Raw genomic sequence first — 16,734 nt, 5'->3', positions numbered from 1 at the left:
GCTCAGCCCCTTCCCCCAGTGGCGATATCTGCGGCGGCGGCGGCGGTGGTGGTGCTGCGGCGGCGGAACAGCGCCTCCACCTGTGGCTTGAACAGGTTCTCCATCGCGCCGGCGAACAGGATGACCAAACCCTGGATGACCATCACCAACTCGCGGTTGATCGTGGGATAGTCGAAGGACAGCTGGCCGCCGCCCTGCGCCAGAACCCCGAACAGCAATGCCGCCAGAATGATCCCGACCGGGTGGTTGCGCCCCATCAGCGCCACGGCGATGCCGACGAAGCCGACGCCGCCGGTGAAGTTCAGGATCACCCGGTGCTGTACGCCCAGGATCTCGTTGACCCCGACGAAGCCGGCCAGCGCACCGGAGATCAGCATGGCGATGATGATGTTCCGCGACGGCGAGATGCCGGCATAGACCGCCGCCCGCTCGTTCCGGCCCACCGTGCGCAGCTCGTAGCCCCAGCGGGTGCGGCGCAGGAAGATGTGGAACAGCAGGCAGCAGGCCAGCGCCCACAGGAAGGACAGGTTCAGCGGCGAGGCCGGGATGGTGAGGCCGAACCAGCCCAGCGCGCGGTCCATCGACGGCAGCCAGACACCGGGATCGAACTCGCGGGTTTCCGGTGACTGGCTGCCGGGGCGGATCAGCACGTCCACCAGCAGCCAGGTCATGATCGACGCGGCGATGAAGTTGAACATGATCGTCGTGATGACGATGTGGCTGCCGCGTTTGGCCTGCAGCCAGGCCGGGATGAAGGCCCAGGCGGCGCCGAACAGGGCCGAGGCCAGCACCGCCAGCAGGGCCACCACCGGCCAGGGCCAGCCGGTCAGCGCCAGCGCCACCAGCCCGGCGCCGAGGCCGCCGAGATAGGCCTGCCCCTCGCCGCCGATGTTGAACAGCCCGCAATGGAAGGCGATGGCGACCGCCAGCCCGGTGAAGATGTAGTCGGTGGTGTAATAAAGGGTGTAGCCGATGGCCTCCGGGTAGCCCAGAGCCTCCGACAGCAGCAGCGACAGCACGTAGACCGGATTCTCGCCGATCACCAGGATCACCAGCCCCGACAGCACGAAGGCCGCGACGAGGTTGAGAACCGGCAGCAGCGCATACCCGACCCAGCCCGGCACTGCGCCCGGCTGGCCTTTCCCCGATCCGCTCAGCAGCACCGGCGTCTCCTGGATTGCCCCTTGCCGCGGATTCTTAACCGCCAATGCTCTGCCGACCAAGCATTTCATCGCGCCGGAATCGCTGTAGGTGCCGTGGGTTAGAAGGATTACAAAAAAACTTGGCAGTGCCCCGTCCTCAGCCGACGCTTAACCAAATCCACGCCTATCAGACCTGCGGTTGCGGCATTGGGACGCAGAAGCGTTTGCCCATAATGTGGGCAACCTCCGCCATTGCCGTTCCGAACCAATCCGATGACCGACGCCGAGACCGCCGACCTGCTGCCAGTCGAGGCCGATTCGGTTCCCTATGCCGTCGGCTGCTTCCTGGGTGCGATCCTGCTGTTCGCGGCGATGGACACGCTCATCAAGTTCCTGACCGCCGATTACCCGGTGCCGCAGCTGATGTTCGTGCGGTCGCTGGTCGCCTTCCTGCTGGTGGGCGGTTACACGCTGTGGCGCGGCGGCGGAATCGCGGCGATGCGGACGCGGCGGCCCTGGGGGCATGTCTGGCGGGCCTTCGCCGGGCTGATCTCGATGGGATGCTTCTTCTATGCGTTCCGCGAACTGCCGCTGGCCGACGTCTATGTGCTGAGCTTCGCCGGGCCGCTGTTCATCACCGCGCTGTCCGCGCCGCTGTTGGGGGAACCCGTGGGCTGGCGGCGCTGGGCGGCGGTGGTGGTCGGATTCGGCGGCGTGGTGGTGATGGCGCAGCCCTCGGCCGGGGCGCCGCTGGTGCCGGTGCTGGTCGGGCTTTGCGCCGCGCTGTTCTATGCATTGGCGGCGGTGGCCGTACGCGGCCTGTCGCGGACGGAGACCAGCGCGTCCATCGTGCTCTATCTGCTGCTGACGACGACGGTGGTCAGCGGCGCGCTGACGGTGCCGGTGTGGACGGCGCCGACCGCCTTCGCACTGGGGCTGATGGCGCTGGTCGGCGCGATCGGCGCCGGCGCGCAGGTGCTGCTGACCCAGGCCTTCCGCCGCGCGCCGCCGGCGGTGGTGGCGCCCTTCGAATATACCGGCATGGTCTGGGCCAGCCTGTTCGGCTGGCTGGTGTTCGGCGACCTGCCGACCGTGCCGGTGATCGCCGGCGCCATGGTCATCATCGGCAGCGGGCTCTACATCCTGCATCGTGAAACCCTGGTGGCGCGTCGCCGGCTGGGTTCTTGACAGGACGGGGCCGGCGGCGACACTCTCGCCGCCTGTTCACGGCTGGGGTGCCTCTGCCTTTCGCCGGATCGGCGGATGCGGGGGCTGAGACAACACCCATCGAACCTGATCCGGGTCATGCCGGCGAAGGGAGCCGACCGGAACCCGACGGATCAGCCGCAAACGCCCCGTCCCCTCCGCGTCGCTCCGGTTGCCGGCGCGAGTTGAGGAGTTTTCGGTCATGCGGCGCGCGCTTCCCCTTCTGATCGGCCTGCTGGCGGCCACGTCCTGCCTGTCTCCGGCGGCGCGGGCCGACGATACGCTGTCCTTTCCGGTGCTGGTTCCGCTGACCGGCTTCCTGTCGCTGGAGGGCACCAGCCAGCGCAACGGTGCCGTCCTGGCGCTGAAGCAGACGCCGGCCGGCGTCGCCATCGCGTCGGAGGTCGTCGACACCGGCACCTCGCCCGAGGCGGCGGTGACGGCGCTGGAGCGGGCGGCCGGCAGCGGAACCGTCGGAGCGGTCGCCGCCAGCATGCTCGGCACCCAGATGCTGGCGATGCTGCCGCTGGCGCAGGAGCTGAAACTGCCGCTGGTCACCGTGTCGGGCACCGCCTCGATCACCGAGCAGGGCAACCCCTGGGTCTTCCGCTTCTTCCCCGGCGACGCCGTGACCAAGTCCGCCCACGCCCGCTATGTGGTGGAGGAATTGGGCAAGCGGCAGCCGGCGATCATCTATCAGACCACCGCCTATGGGCAGAGCGGCAAGACCCATCTCGACGCCGCCTTCAAGGCGCTGGGCGTGACCCCGGTGTTCGAGGAAGGGGTGGACCCGGCGGCCAAGGACCTGCTGCCGGTGCTGACCAAGGCGCTGGCCGCCAAGCCGGACGTGCTGGTGCTGCACCTGCATTCCGGCCCGACCGCGCTGCTGCTGCGGCAGGCGGCGTCCAGTGGGGTGACCCTGCCGATCGTCGCCGGCTCCGCCATGCATCAGCCGAGCACCGCGGCCCTACTGGAACCGGCGGAGCTGAAGGGCGTCTGTGCCGAGACCGCGGCCTCGCCCATTTCCGGCGACACGCCGGAGGTCAAGGCCTTCACCGACGCTTACCGGACCGCTTTCGGCAAGGACCCGGACGCCTTCGCGCTCGGCCAATATGATGGGATGACGATGGTGCTGGAGGCGGTGAAGGCCGGCGCCCGCACGCCGGACGCGATCCGCAAGGCGCTGTCGGCGGAGACGTTCAAGGGTCTCGCCATGACCTACAAGTCGGATGGCAAGGGCAACATGGCCCATTCCGCCGTCATCGTCTGCTATGATGGGACCAGCCGCGTGCCGAAGCTGGTGAAGCGGTACGACGACCCGACGCTCGCGGCGAAGTGAGCGGATGGCGGCGTTTCAACTGCTGGTCAATGGGGTGGCGCTGGGGGCGGCCTATGCCCTGGTGGCGCTGGGCTTCGTGCTGGTGCTGAACGCCACCTCGGCGGTGAATTTCGCGCAGGGCGACCTCGTGATGGCCGGCGGGCTTCTGGCGGTGGCGCTGGCGCCGCTGATCCCGTTGCCGGGCATCGTCCTGCTGCCGGTGGTGCTGGTGCTGATGGCGGCGCTGGGTCTGCTGCTGGCACTGGCGGCCTATCTGCCGCTGCGGCGCCGGCCGCCGGTCTCGGTCTTCATCAGCACCATCGCGGTCGGCATCATCCTGCAGAATGGTGCCGCCATCCTCTTTGGACCGGAGCCGCGCGCCGCGCCGCCGCTGTTCGGCGACGAAACCCTGCACATCGCCGGGCTGGCGGTGCCGGAGCAGTCGCTCGCCATCGTCGCGGTGGCGGCCCTGCTGATCGGGGCGCAGCAATGGATCTTCGCGCGTACGCAACTCGGCCGCCGGCTGCGCGCGACGGCGCAGGATCCGGAGATGGCGCGCGCCTGCGGCGTGCCGGTCACCGCGATGATCCTGGTGACCTTCGCCATCGGCGCCGCCTGCGCCGGGGCGGCCGGGCTGCTGCTGGCCAACCGCTATTTCGTCACGCCGACATCGGGCGGGGACCTAATTTTGAAGGCTTACATCGCGGTGACGGTGGGCGGTTGGGGCTCCGTGCCGGGCGCGGTGGTGGGGGCTTTGCTGATCGCGCTGTTCGAGGTCGGGGTGTCGTCGGTGCTGTCCTACCCGGTGGCGCTGGGGGCCTTGTACCTGACGCTGCTGGCGATTCTGGTGCTGCGGCCACAAGGGCTGTTCGGCGAAGCGGTGAAGCGTCGTGGTTGAGCGATCCGCGCAGCGCGTCCCCCTCACCCCAACCCTCTCCCCGGGGGGGAGAGGGGGCAGGGTCGGGGTGGAGTGGGGCATTCTGGCCGCTGGCGCTCTCACCTTGTTGGTCTATGCGCTGGCCTTTGCCTCGCCCTATGGCCTGCGCGTTCTGACCGTTGCCGGGGTGTATGCGCTGGCGACCTTCGGCTTTCAGATCGTTTTCGGCCTAGGTGGTGCGCTGTCGCTGGCGCAAGGCGCCTTCTTTGGCGTCGGCGCCTATGTGACCGGCATCCTCGGCAGCCGCTACGGCCTCGGCTTCGAGGCGACCTTTCCGCTGTCGATGCTGGTTCCGCTGCTGCTGGCGCTGCCGGTCGGGCTGGCGGTGCTGCGGCTTGAATCGCATTACTTCGCCCTGGCGACGCTGGGGATCGCGCAGGTGCTCCATCTGCTGGCGGTGAATCTGCCGGAGCTGACCGGCGGCTCCAACGGGCTCGCCGGGGTGCCGGCGGTGGTGCTGTTCGGCTGGGCGGTGCCGAGAGGGCTGCCGATGGCCGGGCTGGTCTGGGGGCTGGTGGCGCTCGGTGGGCTGATCGGCTGGCGGTTGGCGCGCGGGCGGCTTGGCTGGTCGCTGACCATGCTGCGCGACGATCCGCTGGCGGCGGGGACGCTGGGGCTGGATGTCGGCCGGCTGCGGCTGGTGGCCTTCGGCATCAGCGCGGTTTTCGCCGGGGCCGCCGGAGCGCTGGCCGTCCATACCCAGCGCGTCGTCTCGCCGGAGGTGTTGGAGTTCCCGGTCATGGTCTCCATCCTGACGATCGCCATCGTCGGCGGTCGGGGACGGATGGCCGGGGCGGTGCTGGGCGCCGTGCTGCTGCTGCATCTGCCGGAATGGTTCCGCTTCCTGGAGCGCGGCTATCTGGTCATCTACGGCGCCGCCCTGCTGCTGACCGTCGTACTGGCGCCGGACGGGCTGACTGGGCTCCTCCACCGCCTCACGGCCCGCCTGACCGGCGGCGAGCGCCGTGCGCTGGCGGAGGCGAAGGAGCCGCCGTTGCCACCCGTCCGGCCGGAGGGGCTGGCGGTCGAGGGCTTGCGGAAATCCTTCGGCGGTGTGCGGGCGGTGGACCGTGTGTCGCTGGATCTGCGGCCGGGCACCATCACCGGGCTGATCGGACCGAACGGGTCGGGCAAATCCACGGTCATCAACCTGTTGTCCGGGCTGGAGCGGCCGGATGCCGGACGGGTGCGCCTCGGCGGGCAGGACGTCACCCGCGCCCGCGCCGACCGGCTGGCCCGTGCCGGGCTGGCCCGCAGCTTCCAGGCGGCGGCGCTGCCCAGTGGTGCCGGCGTGCTGGAGGCGGTGGCCGCGGCTCGGCTCGCCTTCGATCCGGACGCCGCGACGGCGGAGGCGCATGCGCGCTGGGCGCTCGACCGGCTGGGCGTCGGCGAGCTTGCCGGGCAATCCTGCGACGGGTTGCCGGCGGCGCTGCGGCGGCGGGTGGAACTGGCCCGCGCCCTGGTCCGCCGCCCGGCGGTCCTGCTGCTGGACGAGCCCGCCGCTGGACTGACCGACGGCGAAAAGGCCGAATTGGCGGTTTTGCTGCGCGACTTGGCGGGGGAGGGGATGGCGATCCTGTTGGTGGAGCACGACATGGGATTCCTGCTGCCGCTGGCCGGGCATGTGCTGTGCCTCGACCGTGGGCGGGTGATCTATGACGGATCGGCCGGCGGTGTGCGCCGGGACCCGGCGGTGACGACGGCTTACCTTGGCCGAGCGGATTTGGGCCGAGCGGATTTGGGCCGGGCGGGATCGGCATGAGCCCGCTGCTGTCCATCCGCAACCTGACCGCCGGCTATGGCGGCGCCACTGCGCTCGATGACGTATCGCTGACCGTCGCAGCCGGGGAGACGGTGGCGTTGCTGGGCGCCAACGGGGCGGGGAAGTCGACGCTTTTGAGGGCGCTGCTCGGCCTCGTGCCGGCGCGGGGGGAGCTGCGGTTCGACGGCGCCGATCTCGGCCCGCTGGCGACCGAGGCGCGGGTGAGGCGCGGCATCGGCTATGTGCCGGAGGGGCGGCGCGTCTTCCCCGGCATGAGCGTGCGCGACAATCTGGAGGTCGCCGGCCTGCCCGCCGCCCGCGACCGCGCACACGATGTCGAGCGCGTCTTCACCCTGTTCCCCGACCTCGCCATCAAGAGCGGCGAGAGCGCCTGGCGCCTGTCGGGCGGTCAGCAGCAGATGCTGAGCCTGGGCCGCGCGCTGATGGGCCGGCCGCGCCTGCTGCTGCTCGACGAGCCGTCGCTCGGTCTGTCGCCCAAGCTGGCCGACGAGGTCTTTTCCGCCGTCGGCCGCATCGCCGCCGCGGGCACCGCCGTGCTGCTGGCCGAGCAGAGCGCGGCACGCGCGCTGGCGGTCGCGCCGCGCGCCGTCCTGCTGCGGCTGGGCCGCGTGGTCGGCGACGGGCCGGTGGCGTCGCTGTCGGAAGAGGCGCTGCGGGGTGCGTTCTTCGGGGGGTAGGAGCATCCCCCTGCGTGTCCCGTGCAACAGGTGTCAGCCTCCCGCAACAGGAAGGGCGGTTGGGCTTGCGGATGGGGGCGGTCGCGGATAGCTTCGCCGCCACAACCATCTATGGATTACCTCGTGATGACCGCCCGCCTTGCCGTTCCGCTGTCCGCGCTCCTCCTGCTGGGGGTGGCGTCGACTCCGGCGGTGGCGGATCTGGTGCCGGTCGAGCCGAACATGCCGCCGGCCGCCTATTACGGGCTGCCCGAGCCGGAAGAGGAAATCCTGACTCCTGCCGCGCCGCAGCAGGGTGCCAAGCCGGCCAGTCCGCCTGCCGCCGGCACTCCCGGCGGCGACAAGGCCGCCGCTCCGCCGAAGCCGGAGGGGCCGGGTGAACTGATCGAGAGCTGGGACGGCGGCGCCGCCAAGAAGAAGGACGGCAGCTTCGCCTATTGCGTGGCGGAGGGGGAATTCACCTCCGGCCATGTGCTGATGTTCGCCCGCAGCCCGAAGGGGGAGACCAACATCGGCATCGGCATTCCCGGTGCCGACCTGCCGAAGGGCGGCGAATGGCCGGTGACCATCGAGGTCGACAAGAAGCTGAAGCGGGAACGGGTCGCCATCGCTTCCCAGCCGGACATGCTGGTGGTCTCCAACGGCAAGGACGAGGAGCTGTTCAACGCCCTGATGGGCGGGAACGAACTGGTGGTGTCGTCGGCCTCGGACCGCATCGCCTTCAAGCTGGACGGCACCAAGAAGGTTCTGGGCGACCTGAAGACCTGCGTCGACAAGGGCGGTAACGTCCCGCCGATCAAGGTCGCCGCCGGCCGCCCGGCGGAGAAGAAGAACCGCCTGCCGGAAGGGCTGGACAGCCTGCTGACGGCGGCCGGGGTGCATGACGCCGAACTGGTGCCGATGGACAAGGTCCCGCAGGATCGCCGCCCGGCCGACGTCGCTTGGCGCTTCGGGCCCATCGTCGGCGGCATCCGCGAGCGCGCGGTGGGCGAGGGCGCCAAGATCGACGAGCTGTCGGACAGCTTCGCCGACGCCATGAAGCAGCGCTGCGAAGGCACGCCGACGGTCAGCCTGAACCCGTCCGAACAGGCCGGTGCGGTCTGGCTGCGCACGGGATCGGTCGATTGCGCGATGCCGCAGGGAAAGCTGCACGTCACGTTGAATTTCCTGCTGTCGCAGCGCCGGTTGTTCACCGTGATCTTCCATGAGGCTGGCGAACCCGACGTCGGGCTGGCCGACAAGGTGCGCGACAACCTTGCCCAGGTGCTGCGCCGCGCCGGAACCGCGCCGGCGCCCACCACAACCGACGCGGCACCGGTTCAGTCGGCACCCGTTCAGCCGGCACCTCCGGCGCAGACCCCCACTGCATCTCCCTCAGTATCCCCTGCACCGGCCCCATCCGCTCCGACGGCGCCCGCGCCGGCGACGGTAAAGCCGCAATCAAAACCGCAGCAAGCCAAGCCCTGACGGAACTCACGCCCTTCCGGCCCATTGTCCCCTTACGGAAGGGCTACCAATCAGCGTGATCATGCCTGACAACTCGGCCTCCATCGACGGCGTGGGCGACAACGCCCGCGCCGGCAACGATCCCTATGCGACGCTCGATGCGTCCGCAGCCACAACCGTGTCCGACCGCTGGAGCGTACGCAACAGCGCGCTGGCTGTGGTGGTGCTTGCCGCGCTGGTCGGCGGGGTGGTCGGGCTGGCGGTCGGGCTTCTGCACGAAGCGGTGCTGCTGGCGCAGGCGCTGGCCTTCGACCTGCCGGAAGGCGAACGGCTGGGGCAGGGCGTGCCCGACCTGCTGCGGACGCTGGGCGTGCCGGTGGCGGGCGGGCTGCTGCTGGGGATCCTGTCGACGCTGGTGCGGCGCTGGCGCCCCAACGCCATCGTCGACGCGGTGGAGGCGAACGCGCTCTACGGCGGCAAGATGTCGCTGATCGACAGCCTGCGGCTGACGGTGACGACCGCCCTTTCCAACATTTCCGGCGCATCGGTCGGCATGGAGGCGGCCTATACCCAGGCCGGTGCCGGGATGGCCTCCTCGTTGGGGCAGCGGCTGCGGCTGCGCCGGGCCGATCTGCGCACCATGGTCGGCTGCGGGGCGGCGGCGGCCATCGCCGCGGCCTATCACGCGCCGCTGGCCGGCGCCTTCTATGCCTTCGAACTGGTGCTCGGCGGCTATACGCTGGCGGTGCTGGCCCCGGTCGGGGCGGCTGCGGCGATGGCGGTGGCGGTGTCGGCCCTGCTGACCGGTGGCGAGGCATCGCTGGCGCTCGGCCGGCCGGTGGAGATCGCCGGCTGGGATTACGCCGCCTGCGGCGTCGTCGGCTTCCTGGCCGGCTGGCTCAGCATCCTCGCCATGCAGGCGGTGACGGTCGCGGAGCGCGGATTCAACCGCCTGCCGGTCCCCCGCTGGATGCGGCCGGCCATCGGCGGGCTGACGGTGGGCGCGTTGGCGCTTGCCGTGCCGGCGGTGATGGGCAGTGGCCCCGGCGCTGTTCCGCCGGAGCTGGCGGGCGGCGTGCTAGCGCTGGGGGTGACGCTGGCGGCGAAGATCCTGGCATCGGCACTGTCGCTGGGCTCGGGCTTCCGCGGTGGCCTGTTCAGCGCCTCGCTGTTCATCGGCGGGCTGTTCGGCGGCCTGCTGGGGCAGACGACCGCCGCCTTCCTGCCAGGGCTCGGGGTCGACGGCGGCCTGCTGCTGCTGGTCGGCATGGGATCGGTCGCCGCCGGCATCGTCGGCGCCCCGGTCACCATGGTGCTGCTGGTGCTGGAGACGACGCAGGATCTGTGGGCGGCGTCGGGCGTGCTGATCGGGGTGGTGCTGTCAACCACGGTGGTGCGTCAGGCTTTCGGCTATTCCTTCGCCACCTGGCGCTTCCACCTGCGCGGCGTGCCGATCCGCGGCGCCTACGACATCGGCTGGCTGTCGGAACTGACGGCCTTCCGGCTGATGCGCCGCGACGCCAAGACGGTGCCCGCCACCCTGACGGTGGAGGCGCTGCGCCGCCTCTACCCGCTGGGGTCGACCAAGGCGGTCTTCGCGGTGGACGAGATGGGGCGGTATGCCGGAATCATCGACATGTCGATGATTCACGATCCGGACCAGGACGCGGCTGCGACCGAGACGCGGGCCGGATCGCTGGCCTGCAAGGCCGACGCGGTCCTGATGCCGGGCGACGACGCCCGCACGGTGCTGAACCGGTTCGGCAGCGAGGAGGTGGAGGCCCTGCCGGTGCTGTCCTCTCCCACCGACCGGCGGATCATCGGCTATGTGACGGAATCCTTCGCGCTCCGCCGCTATTCCCAGGCGCTGGAACGGCAGCGCGGCGAGGATTTGGGCGAGCGGGGGCTTTGGGGGCGCGACTGACGGACCCTCAAGGCTCGCTGTAGCCGGTGGGAACGATGCGAAGCTCGTAGCGGGCCGGGTCGTGCTGGAAGATCAGGCCGCCGAAGCGTTCGGAATAGGGCGGCAGATAGTCGAACTGCGCCTCCGCCGTCTCCACCACCCGGTCGCCGGAGCGCAGCTCTCCGCGCACGATCAGCGTTGCGGCGGTCGCGGCGGTCCGGTTGCGGATCTGGAAACGCACGGTATGGCCCAAGCCGCCGGTCCGCGTTTCCATCACGGTCACCTCCATCTCGCCGGGGACCGAACTGTGCTCCTTGAGAGCGTATTGCACCATGTAGCCGATCATCGCGGCGATCAGCAGCGCGCCGAGCCCCGCCACCACCCATTCGAGGGGGGAGGTCGGCGGTGCATGCTCCGCTCCGTCACTCGCCCGTGACCCGTCGTTCACCCGTGAATCGTCGTCGGTCGTTGCCATCGGCCTCTCTCCCCCTTCACAGGATCAGAGTCACAAGATGAGTCGGGCCGCCGCCGCGCCGATGGCGCAGGGGAAACCCAGGACCACGGTGGCGCTGATGATCTCGGCCAGCCCGGTGCCGTCGGTCCGGCCGAAGGTCCACAGCAGGTAAAGGCAGATCGCCAGCACGATGACATAGCCGACGACGGTGAAGCGCAGGAACAGGCTCCAGAACCCGACGCCGCCCGGCGGCTTCGACCCGCCGGGGAACTCCACGGCGTAGACGAAGGCGTGCATCAGCACCAGCGACAGCAGCAGCAACGCGATCTCCCGCCACGGATCCATCATGTAGGATAGCAGCACCATCTCCTCCGTCGGGGCGACGTTGAGGCCGAGGAACAGCGCCCCCACCCCCATCAGGAACAGCTCCTGCGGATAGGTCATCGCGGTCTGGCGCTGCATGCTCTCGCTGCTCTTCTCGCCCAACTGGTCGCGGGCCAGCATTGCGCCGATGGCGGCGGGGAAGCTCTGCAGCGCGATCTTGCCGATCACCTCGCGCGCCGGCATGTCGACGGACAGCACCTTGAAGATGCCGAGGATGACGACCGACATCACCACTGCCACGGCGATGGCGACGAAGGCGTCGGCGATGTCGTCGCGCAGGCTGGCGGTGGATTTGAAGCCGCTGACCACCGACAGCCCGACCAGTAGCGGGATCAGCAGCACCAGCAGCAGGACCAGCCGCCAGGAGTCCATGGTGAAGCCGATCCACCACATCTCCATCGTCATCAGCATCGGCAGCGAGAAGATCAGCGCTCCGGCGAAGGCCCGCGCCAGTCCGACGAGGAAGGAGCGGTTGTCTTCATAAGCGGGCCTGCCCGGCAACGCCGCCTCCGTCCGGCCTGTGTCGGCGGTCATGCATCGTCTCCCCAAGCACCTTTTCCAACCCCGCCGCGATTGTCGGAGCCGTACTTCCACCTTCAACGCATACGGCCACGCACAGGTTTCGCGATTTCGCATGGGAACTTCGGATTGCCCACGAAACCGTCGAGCCTCGGCTGTGTTGACCCCGAGGGGGAAAATGGGCGTGGCCCGGCGAAGGGGAGGCGATCGACATGAACAGGGCGAGCCGGCGGTCTGCGCGAGCCTCTCTGCGGCCCGGCTTGCCCATTGCGGCGCTTGCCCTTTCAGGATGCGTCCTTCCTGGTGGTGGGGGGCGGCAGTCGGCCTTGGATGCTGCCGGGGTCAGTGCACAGGAAATCCTGGTCACCAGCTGGATCCTGTTCATCGGAGCCGGGGTGATCTTCCTGATGGTGATGGCGCTGGCGCTCTACGCCGCGCTGGTCCGGCCGGAGCGGTTTCCCGGCCGCCGCGCCTGGGTGATCGGCGGCGGCATCCTGTTTCCGCTCGTCACGCTGACGGCGCTCCAGTTCCATGAATTCGCCCTTGCCCGCCGGCTGGCAACGCTGACGCCGGACCCTGAACTGGTGGTGGAGGTCACCGGCTACATGTGGTGGTGGGACGTCCGCTATCATGTGGAGGGACAGGAGCCGTTGCGCGGAGCCAATGAACTCGTTCTGCCGGCCGGGCGGCAGGTGGAACTGCGGGTCGCCAGCGCCGACGTCATCCACAGCTTCTGGGCGCCGAGCCTCGCCGGCAAGATCGACATGATCCCCGGCCATGTGAACCGGCTGCCGATCGTGGCGCAGCGGCCGGGGCTCTATCGCGGCCAGTGCGCCGAATATTGCGGGGCGCAGCATGCCCTGATGGCCTTCGACATCCGGGTTCTGCCGGCCGACGAGTTCGACGCCTGGATGGCGGCGCAACGGCGCCCGCCGCCGGAACCGGCGACGCCGCAGCTCGTGCGCGGCCGCGACGCCTTCTTCTCCTTCGGCTGCCAGTCCTGCCACGCCGTGCGCGGGACGGAGGCGGATGGGCTGGTCGGCCCGGACCTGAGCCGTGTCGGCGCCCGGCCGTCGCTCGCCGCCGGGACGATGCCGACGCGGGTGGAGACCATCGCCGCCTGGATCCAGGGTGCCCAGCACATCAAGCCCGAGAACCGCATGCCGTCCTTCGACGTGATGGACGGCGAGACCCTGGACGCCATGGCCGCCTGGCTGGAGAGCCTGAAATGACGCTGCGCACCGACGAGCCCCGCGACGAGTTCTCCGGCGGCAGGCCAACTCCCAGCCCCGTCCCTCGCCCGGAGGGGGAGGAGGAGAGGCTGCGCCGCCTCTGGCGGCTGCCGCGGGGGATCGCGCTGCTGACCGCGGTGAACAACACCAAGGTCGGCGTCTGGTACATCGGCACGGCGCTGCTGTTCTTCCTGATCGCCGGGCTGCTGGCGCTGGTGATGCGCCTGCAACTGGCGGTGCCGGACAACGACCTGCTCGACCACAACACCTACAACCAGTTCTTCACGGTGCATGGCACCGGGATGATGTTCCTGTTCGCCGTGCCGATCGTGGAGGCCATCGGCGTCTATCTGCTGCCTTCCTTCCTGGCGGCGCGCGATCTGCCCTTTCCCCGGCTGTCGGCCTTCGCCTTCTGGGCCTATTTCTTCGGCGGCATCGCCTTTTTCTGCTCCCTGATCTTCGGGGCGGCGCCCGACGGCGGCTGGTTCATGTATCCGCCGCTGACCAGTTACGAGCATTCGCCGGGCATTAACGCCGATTTCTGGCTGCTCGGCATCGGCTTCATCGAGATCTCGGCCATCGCCGGCGCCATCGAGATCGTCGTCGGCATCCTGCGCACCCGTCCGCCCGGCATGACGCTGGACAAGCTGCCGATCTATGCCTGGTCGATGCTGGTGATGGCGGGGATGATCATCTTCGCCTTTCCCGCCGTGATCGTCGCCACCGCCTTGCTGGAGATCGAGCGCGCCTTCCACTGGCCCTTCTTCATCGCGGAGAAGGGTGGCGATCCGCTGCTGTGGCAGCATCTGTTCTGGTTCTTCGGCCATCCGGAGGTCTACATCATCTTCCTGCCGGCTGCCGGGCTGGTGTCGATGATGGTGCCGACCCTGGCCCGCCGGCCGCTGATCGGCCATGATCTCGTGGTGCTGGCACTGGTTGGGACCGGCTTCTTCAGCTTCGGGCTGTGGGTCCACCACATGTTCGCCACCGGCATCCCGTCGCTGTCGCTCAGCTTCTTTTCCGCCGCCAGCATGGCAGTGGCGGTGCCGAGCGGCATTCAGGTCTTCGCCTGGATCGCCACGCTGGGGGCAGGGCGGGTGCAATGGACGGTGGCGACGCGCTTCCTGTTCGGCTTCCTGTTCATCTTCGTTCTGGGCGGGCTGACCGGCGTGATGGTGGCGGTGGTGCCCTTCGACTGGCAGGCCCATGACAGCTACTTCATCGTCGCGCACCTGCATTACGTGCTGATCGGCGGCATGGTGTTCCCGGTCTTCGCCGGGCTTTACCACTGGTGGCCGACGCTGAACGGCCGGCTGCTGTCGGAGCGGTTGGGAAGCTGGGCCTTCTGGCTGATGTTCATCGGCTTCAACGTCGCCTTCTTCCCCATGCACATCAGCGGCCTGCAGGGCATGCCGCGGCGGGTCTACACCTATCCCGGTGATCTCGGCTGGAACCTGCTGAACATGGTGTCGACGGTGGGCGCCTTCGTGCTGGCGCTGGGCGTGCTGCTGGTGCTGGTCGACATGGCGCGCAGCGCGCTGGGCCGGGGGGAGAAGGCGTCCGACAACCCGTGGAATGCCGGAACGCTGGAATGGCTGCCGAACGAGTTGTACGCCGTGCGCAGCATCCCGCATGTCACCGGCCTGTATCCCCTGTGGGACAATCCCGATCTGCCGCGCGAGGTGCGCGAGGGCGCCCATTTCCTGCCCGGCGCGCCCACCGACAGGCGGGAAACCATCGTCACCAGCCCGATCGAGGCGAAGCCGCAATATCTCATGCCGCTGCCGGGGCCGCATTGGGCGCCTTTCCTGGCCGGGCTGTTCACCGCCACCCATTTCATCTCCCTGACGCTGAAGTTCTATTATTTCTCTTTGGTCCCCGCGGTGCTGGCGGTCGGGCTGGTGATCTGGTGGCTGTGGGGCCTCGACAAGGGGGCGGACCATCCGCCGCAGGATGTCGGCGGCGGCTGGCGCGTGCCGGTCTATGTGCAGGGGCCGAAGAACCATAGCTGGTGGGGCATGGTGGTGCTTCTGCTGGTGGACGGCACCGCCTTCGCCTGTCTGGTCTTCACCTATCTGTTCCTGTGGACGGTCAGCCCGGATGTCTGGCCGACGGATGGAGACGGGCTGCCGGGCCTGCCCTGGCTGGCCGGCGGGCTGGCGCTGTGGGGGCTGGCGGCGCTGGCCATCGGCTGGGCGCGCTCCGCCGTGGACCGCAACCGGCATGGCCGGGTCCGTCTCGGGCTGATCGTGGCCTGGGCGGCGATGGTCGGCGGCATCCTGCTGGACACCAATGCGCAGATGCAGACCGGCCTCGTCGGCGCGGACAGCGCCTATGGAGCCATCGCCTACATGCTGGTGGCGTGGCAGGGCTTCCACGTCGCGGTGATGACGCTGATGCTGGGTTACACGCTGGCGCGCTCGGCCGCCGGGCTGCTGCATTCGGAGCGGCGGGTGACCTTCGACAACACCATGCTGATGGGCTGGTACAGCGCGGCGCAGGGTGGAACCGCCCTGCTGCTTCTGCACCTGTTCCCGCGTCTTGCGATATGAGGACCGCCATGGCGAGCCGCAGCTTTCCCGCCACCTTCGTCGGAATGCTGGCGCCCTTCCTGATCTGGGCGGTTCATTTCGGCGTGGTCTACAGCATCAACGGGATGGTTTGCGCCCGAAAGCCGGAGGGGGCGCTGCTGTTCGGCCTGCCGCTGTCGATGGCGCTGGTCGGCATCGCGACTCTTCTCGCCATCGGCTGGGTGGCGATCCTGCTGGTGAAGGCGTTGCGTGGCGCCGGTCCGGCCGGACATGTCGGCGCCGCCGATCCGCGCCGCTTCGTCCGCTGGTTCGTCGTTGCCGGATCGGGCGCCGCACTGGTCGCGATCCTGTGGGTCGGCATGCCCGCCCTGATCGTCCCCGCCTGCGGCTGAGAGGTCGCCCCAAAAGGACTACGCCGGTTCCCGGACGCCGCGACGGCCTGAGGTGCCGTCGCGATGCCCCGGAACCGGCGTAGAGGACCGGTATTCGGTTGGCTGTTAAGCCGAGGTTATTTGGTGCCGTTCTGGCCCATCGAGCCCTGCGGCGTGCTCTGGTTCTGCGGGGTGTCGCTGGGCATCGCGTTGCCCCGCGGGGTGCCGGTGTTGCCCATGTTGTTGGTGTTGCTGGTCCCGCTGGTGCTGCCGGACGTGCCCGTGGTGTTGCCGCTCAGGTTCAGGGCGGCCATCGTCTGCTGGTCGGCGCGGCCGGTGGCGCGCAGGCCGTTGTCGCGCTGGAACTTCATCAGGGCGCTGCGGGTGTTGGCACCCCAGACGCCATCGACGGTGATGTCGCGGCCGTCGTTGCGGTCGTTCAGCGCCTGCTGGATCTCGCGCACCTGCTCGTGGCTCAAGTGGCTGCTGGAGGCCATGCCGTGGCGGGAGGACGAGCGCTTGGAGGACGAATCGTCCGACACCTCCTCGCGGACTTCGCGGGTGGCGCGGTCGGTCGCGCGGTCGGTCTTCTTGCTCAGGCTTTCGTCCATGCTGTTGCCGGCCACGGCACCGCCGACGCCACCCACAACCGCGCCGACCGGGCCGCCGACGACGGCGCCGGCCACGGCACCCGTGCCGGCGCCGGTCGCGGTCCGCGAGGTTTCCGTGCTGCCGCAGGCACTCAGCGCGAACAGGGCGCCGGCCGCGGTGGCGGTCATGACGATCTTCGAAATCCCACGCATGGTTGCCATCCTTCTCGATTACGATTCG

At 69.4% G+C, this 16,734-nt stretch carries 14 protein-coding genes and 1 riboswitch; of the genes, 10 read left to right on the top strand and 4 right to left on the bottom strand.

What is annotated here, in order from left to right:
* Nucleotides 1-2: 2 nt before the first annotated feature.
* Complete coding sequence (locus tag M5E06_RS20235) at nucleotides 3-1,163, bottom strand: ABC transporter permease (protein ID WP_252139730.1); 1,161 nt, start codon at nucleotides 1,161-1,163, stop codon at nucleotides 3-5.
* A 252-nt stretch (nucleotides 1,164-1,415) separates the two neighbouring features.
* Here M5E06_RS20235 and M5E06_RS20230 point away from each other — a divergent pair, with 252 nt between their 5' ends.
* From M5E06_RS20230 to M5E06_RS20200, 7 genes are all read left to right on the top strand, one after another.
* Nucleotides 1,416-2,330, top strand: a complete 915-nt coding sequence (locus tag M5E06_RS20230; RefSeq protein ID WP_252139729.1) for a DMT family transporter — start codon at nucleotides 1,416-1,418, stop codon at nucleotides 2,328-2,330.
* Nucleotides 2,331-2,363: 33 nt separating this feature from the next.
* Nucleotides 2,364-2,479, top strand: a riboswitch (TPP riboswitch).
* A gap of 71 nt (nucleotides 2,480-2,550) precedes the next feature.
* Nucleotides 2,551-3,687 carry an ABC transporter substrate-binding protein gene (locus M5E06_RS20225; protein ID WP_252139728.1) on the top strand — a complete coding sequence of 379 codons (1,137 nt, stop codon included), beginning with the start codon at nucleotides 2,551-2,553 and terminating at the stop codon, nucleotides 3,685-3,687.
* Between the two features lie 4 nt (nucleotides 3,688-3,691).
* The gene (locus tag M5E06_RS20220) at nucleotides 3,692-4,564 is read left to right on the top strand and encodes a branched-chain amino acid ABC transporter permease (RefSeq protein WP_109153077.1); all 873 of its coding nucleotides are present in this window, start codon (nucleotides 3,692-3,694) and stop codon (nucleotides 4,562-4,564) included.
* Nucleotides 4,565-4,631: 67 nt separating this feature from the next.
* Nucleotides 4,632-6,365, top strand: a complete 1,734-nt coding sequence (locus tag M5E06_RS20215; protein WP_252139727.1) for a branched-chain amino acid ABC transporter ATP-binding protein/permease — start codon at nucleotides 4,632-4,634, stop codon at nucleotides 6,363-6,365.
* Complete coding sequence (locus M5E06_RS20210) at nucleotides 6,362-7,063, top strand: ABC transporter ATP-binding protein (RefSeq protein ID WP_252139726.1); 702 nt, start codon at nucleotides 6,362-6,364, stop codon at nucleotides 7,061-7,063. Before M5E06_RS20215 ends, M5E06_RS20210 begins: the two co-directional genes overlap by 4 nt.
* A 126-nt stretch (nucleotides 7,064-7,189) precedes the next feature.
* A complete protein-coding gene (locus M5E06_RS20205) occupies nucleotides 7,190-8,530 on the top strand; it encodes a hypothetical protein (protein ID WP_252139725.1) in 1,341 nt (446 codons plus the stop codon).
* Nucleotides 8,531-8,591: 61 nt separating this feature from the next.
* Nucleotides 8,592-10,433 carry a chloride channel protein gene (locus M5E06_RS20200; RefSeq protein WP_252139724.1) on the top strand — a complete coding sequence of 614 codons (1,842 nt, stop codon included), beginning with the start codon at nucleotides 8,592-8,594 and terminating at the stop codon, nucleotides 10,431-10,433.
* Nucleotides 10,434-10,440: 7 nt separating this feature from the next.
* Here M5E06_RS20200 and M5E06_RS20195 read toward each other — a convergent pair whose 3' ends face one another.
* Together M5E06_RS20195 and M5E06_RS20190 are read right to left on the bottom strand one after the other, a co-directional pair.
* Nucleotides 10,441-10,887, bottom strand: coding sequence for a TIGR02588 family protein (locus M5E06_RS20195; RefSeq protein ID WP_252139723.1), 447 nt, complete (start codon nucleotides 10,885-10,887; stop codon nucleotides 10,441-10,443).
* Between the two features lie 30 nt (nucleotides 10,888-10,917).
* On the bottom strand, nucleotides 10,918-11,784 hold the full coding sequence (locus tag M5E06_RS20190; RefSeq protein ID WP_252139722.1) for a TIGR02587 family membrane protein: 867 nt from the start codon (nucleotides 11,782-11,784) through the stop codon (nucleotides 10,918-10,920).
* Between the two features lie 311 nt (nucleotides 11,785-12,095).
* Here M5E06_RS20190 and coxB point away from each other — a divergent pair, with 311 nt between their 5' ends.
* The 3 genes from coxB to M5E06_RS20175 are packed head-to-tail and all read left to right on the top strand — an operon-like array spanning nucleotide 12,096 to nucleotide 15,924.
* Nucleotides 12,096-13,001, top strand: coding sequence for a cytochrome c oxidase subunit II (gene coxB / locus M5E06_RS20185; protein WP_252139721.1), 906 nt, complete (start codon nucleotides 12,096-12,098; stop codon nucleotides 12,999-13,001).
* A complete protein-coding gene (ctaD, locus tag M5E06_RS20180) occupies nucleotides 12,998-15,553 on the top strand; it encodes a cytochrome c oxidase subunit I (RefSeq protein ID WP_252139720.1) in 2,556 nt (851 codons plus the stop codon). The genes coxB and ctaD overlap by 4 nt, the downstream gene beginning before the upstream one ends.
* An 8-nt stretch (nucleotides 15,554-15,561) precedes the next feature.
* Entirely contained in the window at nucleotides 15,562-15,924 is a 363-nt protein-coding gene (locus M5E06_RS20175; protein ID WP_252139719.1) for a hypothetical protein, read from the top strand.
* Nucleotides 15,925-16,040: 116 nt separating this feature from the next.
* Here the strand turns inward: M5E06_RS20175 and M5E06_RS20170 are convergent, their stop codons facing one another.
* Entirely contained in the window at nucleotides 16,041-16,706 is a 666-nt protein-coding gene (locus tag M5E06_RS20170; protein WP_252139718.1) for a peptidoglycan-binding domain-containing protein, read from the bottom strand.
* Between the last annotated feature and the right edge of the window lie 28 nt (nucleotides 16,707-16,734).

This window comes from Azospirillum sp. A1-3, assembly GCF_023806445.1.
Taxonomy (GTDB): Bacteria; Pseudomonadota; Alphaproteobacteria; order Azospirillales; family Azospirillaceae; genus Azospirillum.
This window is presented reverse-complemented; position numbering and strand designations above follow the sequence as displayed.

Bases quoted from the DNA above. Each gene is read 5' to 3' on its own strand.
- M5E06_RS20230 (WP_252139729.1), top strand. From the start codon at position 1,416: ATGACCGACGCCGAGACCGCCGACCTGCTGCCAGTCGAGGCCGATTCG.
- M5E06_RS20225 (WP_252139728.1), top strand. From the start codon at position 2,551: ATGCGGCGCGCGCTTCCCCTTCTGATCGGCCTGCTGGCGGCCACGTCC.
- M5E06_RS20220 (WP_109153077.1), top strand. From the start codon at position 3,692: ATGGCGGCGTTTCAACTGCTGGTCAATGGGGTGGCGCTGGGGGCGGCC.
- M5E06_RS20210 (WP_252139726.1), top strand. From the start codon at position 6,362: ATGAGCCCGCTGCTGTCCATCCGCAACCTGACCGCCGGCTATGGCGGC.
- M5E06_RS20205 (WP_252139725.1), top strand. From the start codon at position 7,190: ATGACCGCCCGCCTTGCCGTTCCGCTGTCCGCGCTCCTCCTGCTGGGG.
- M5E06_RS20200 (WP_252139724.1), top strand. From the start codon at position 8,592: ATGCCTGACAACTCGGCCTCCATCGACGGCGTGGGCGACAACGCCCGC.
- M5E06_RS20195 (WP_252139723.1), bottom strand. From the start codon at position 10,887: ATGGCAACGACCGACGACGATTCACGGGTGAACGACGGGTCACGGGCG.
- M5E06_RS20190 (WP_252139722.1), bottom strand. From the start codon at position 11,784: ATGACCGCCGACACAGGCCGGACGGAGGCGGCGTTGCCGGGCAGGCCC.
- ctaD (WP_252139720.1), top strand. From the start codon at position 12,998: ATGACGCTGCGCACCGACGAGCCCCGCGACGAGTTCTCCGGCGGCAGG.
- M5E06_RS20175 (WP_252139719.1), top strand. From the start codon at position 15,562: ATGGCGAGCCGCAGCTTTCCCGCCACCTTCGTCGGAATGCTGGCGCCC.
- M5E06_RS20170 (WP_252139718.1), bottom strand. From the start codon at position 16,706: ATGCGTGGGATTTCGAAGATCGTCATGACCGCCACCGCGGCCGGCGCC.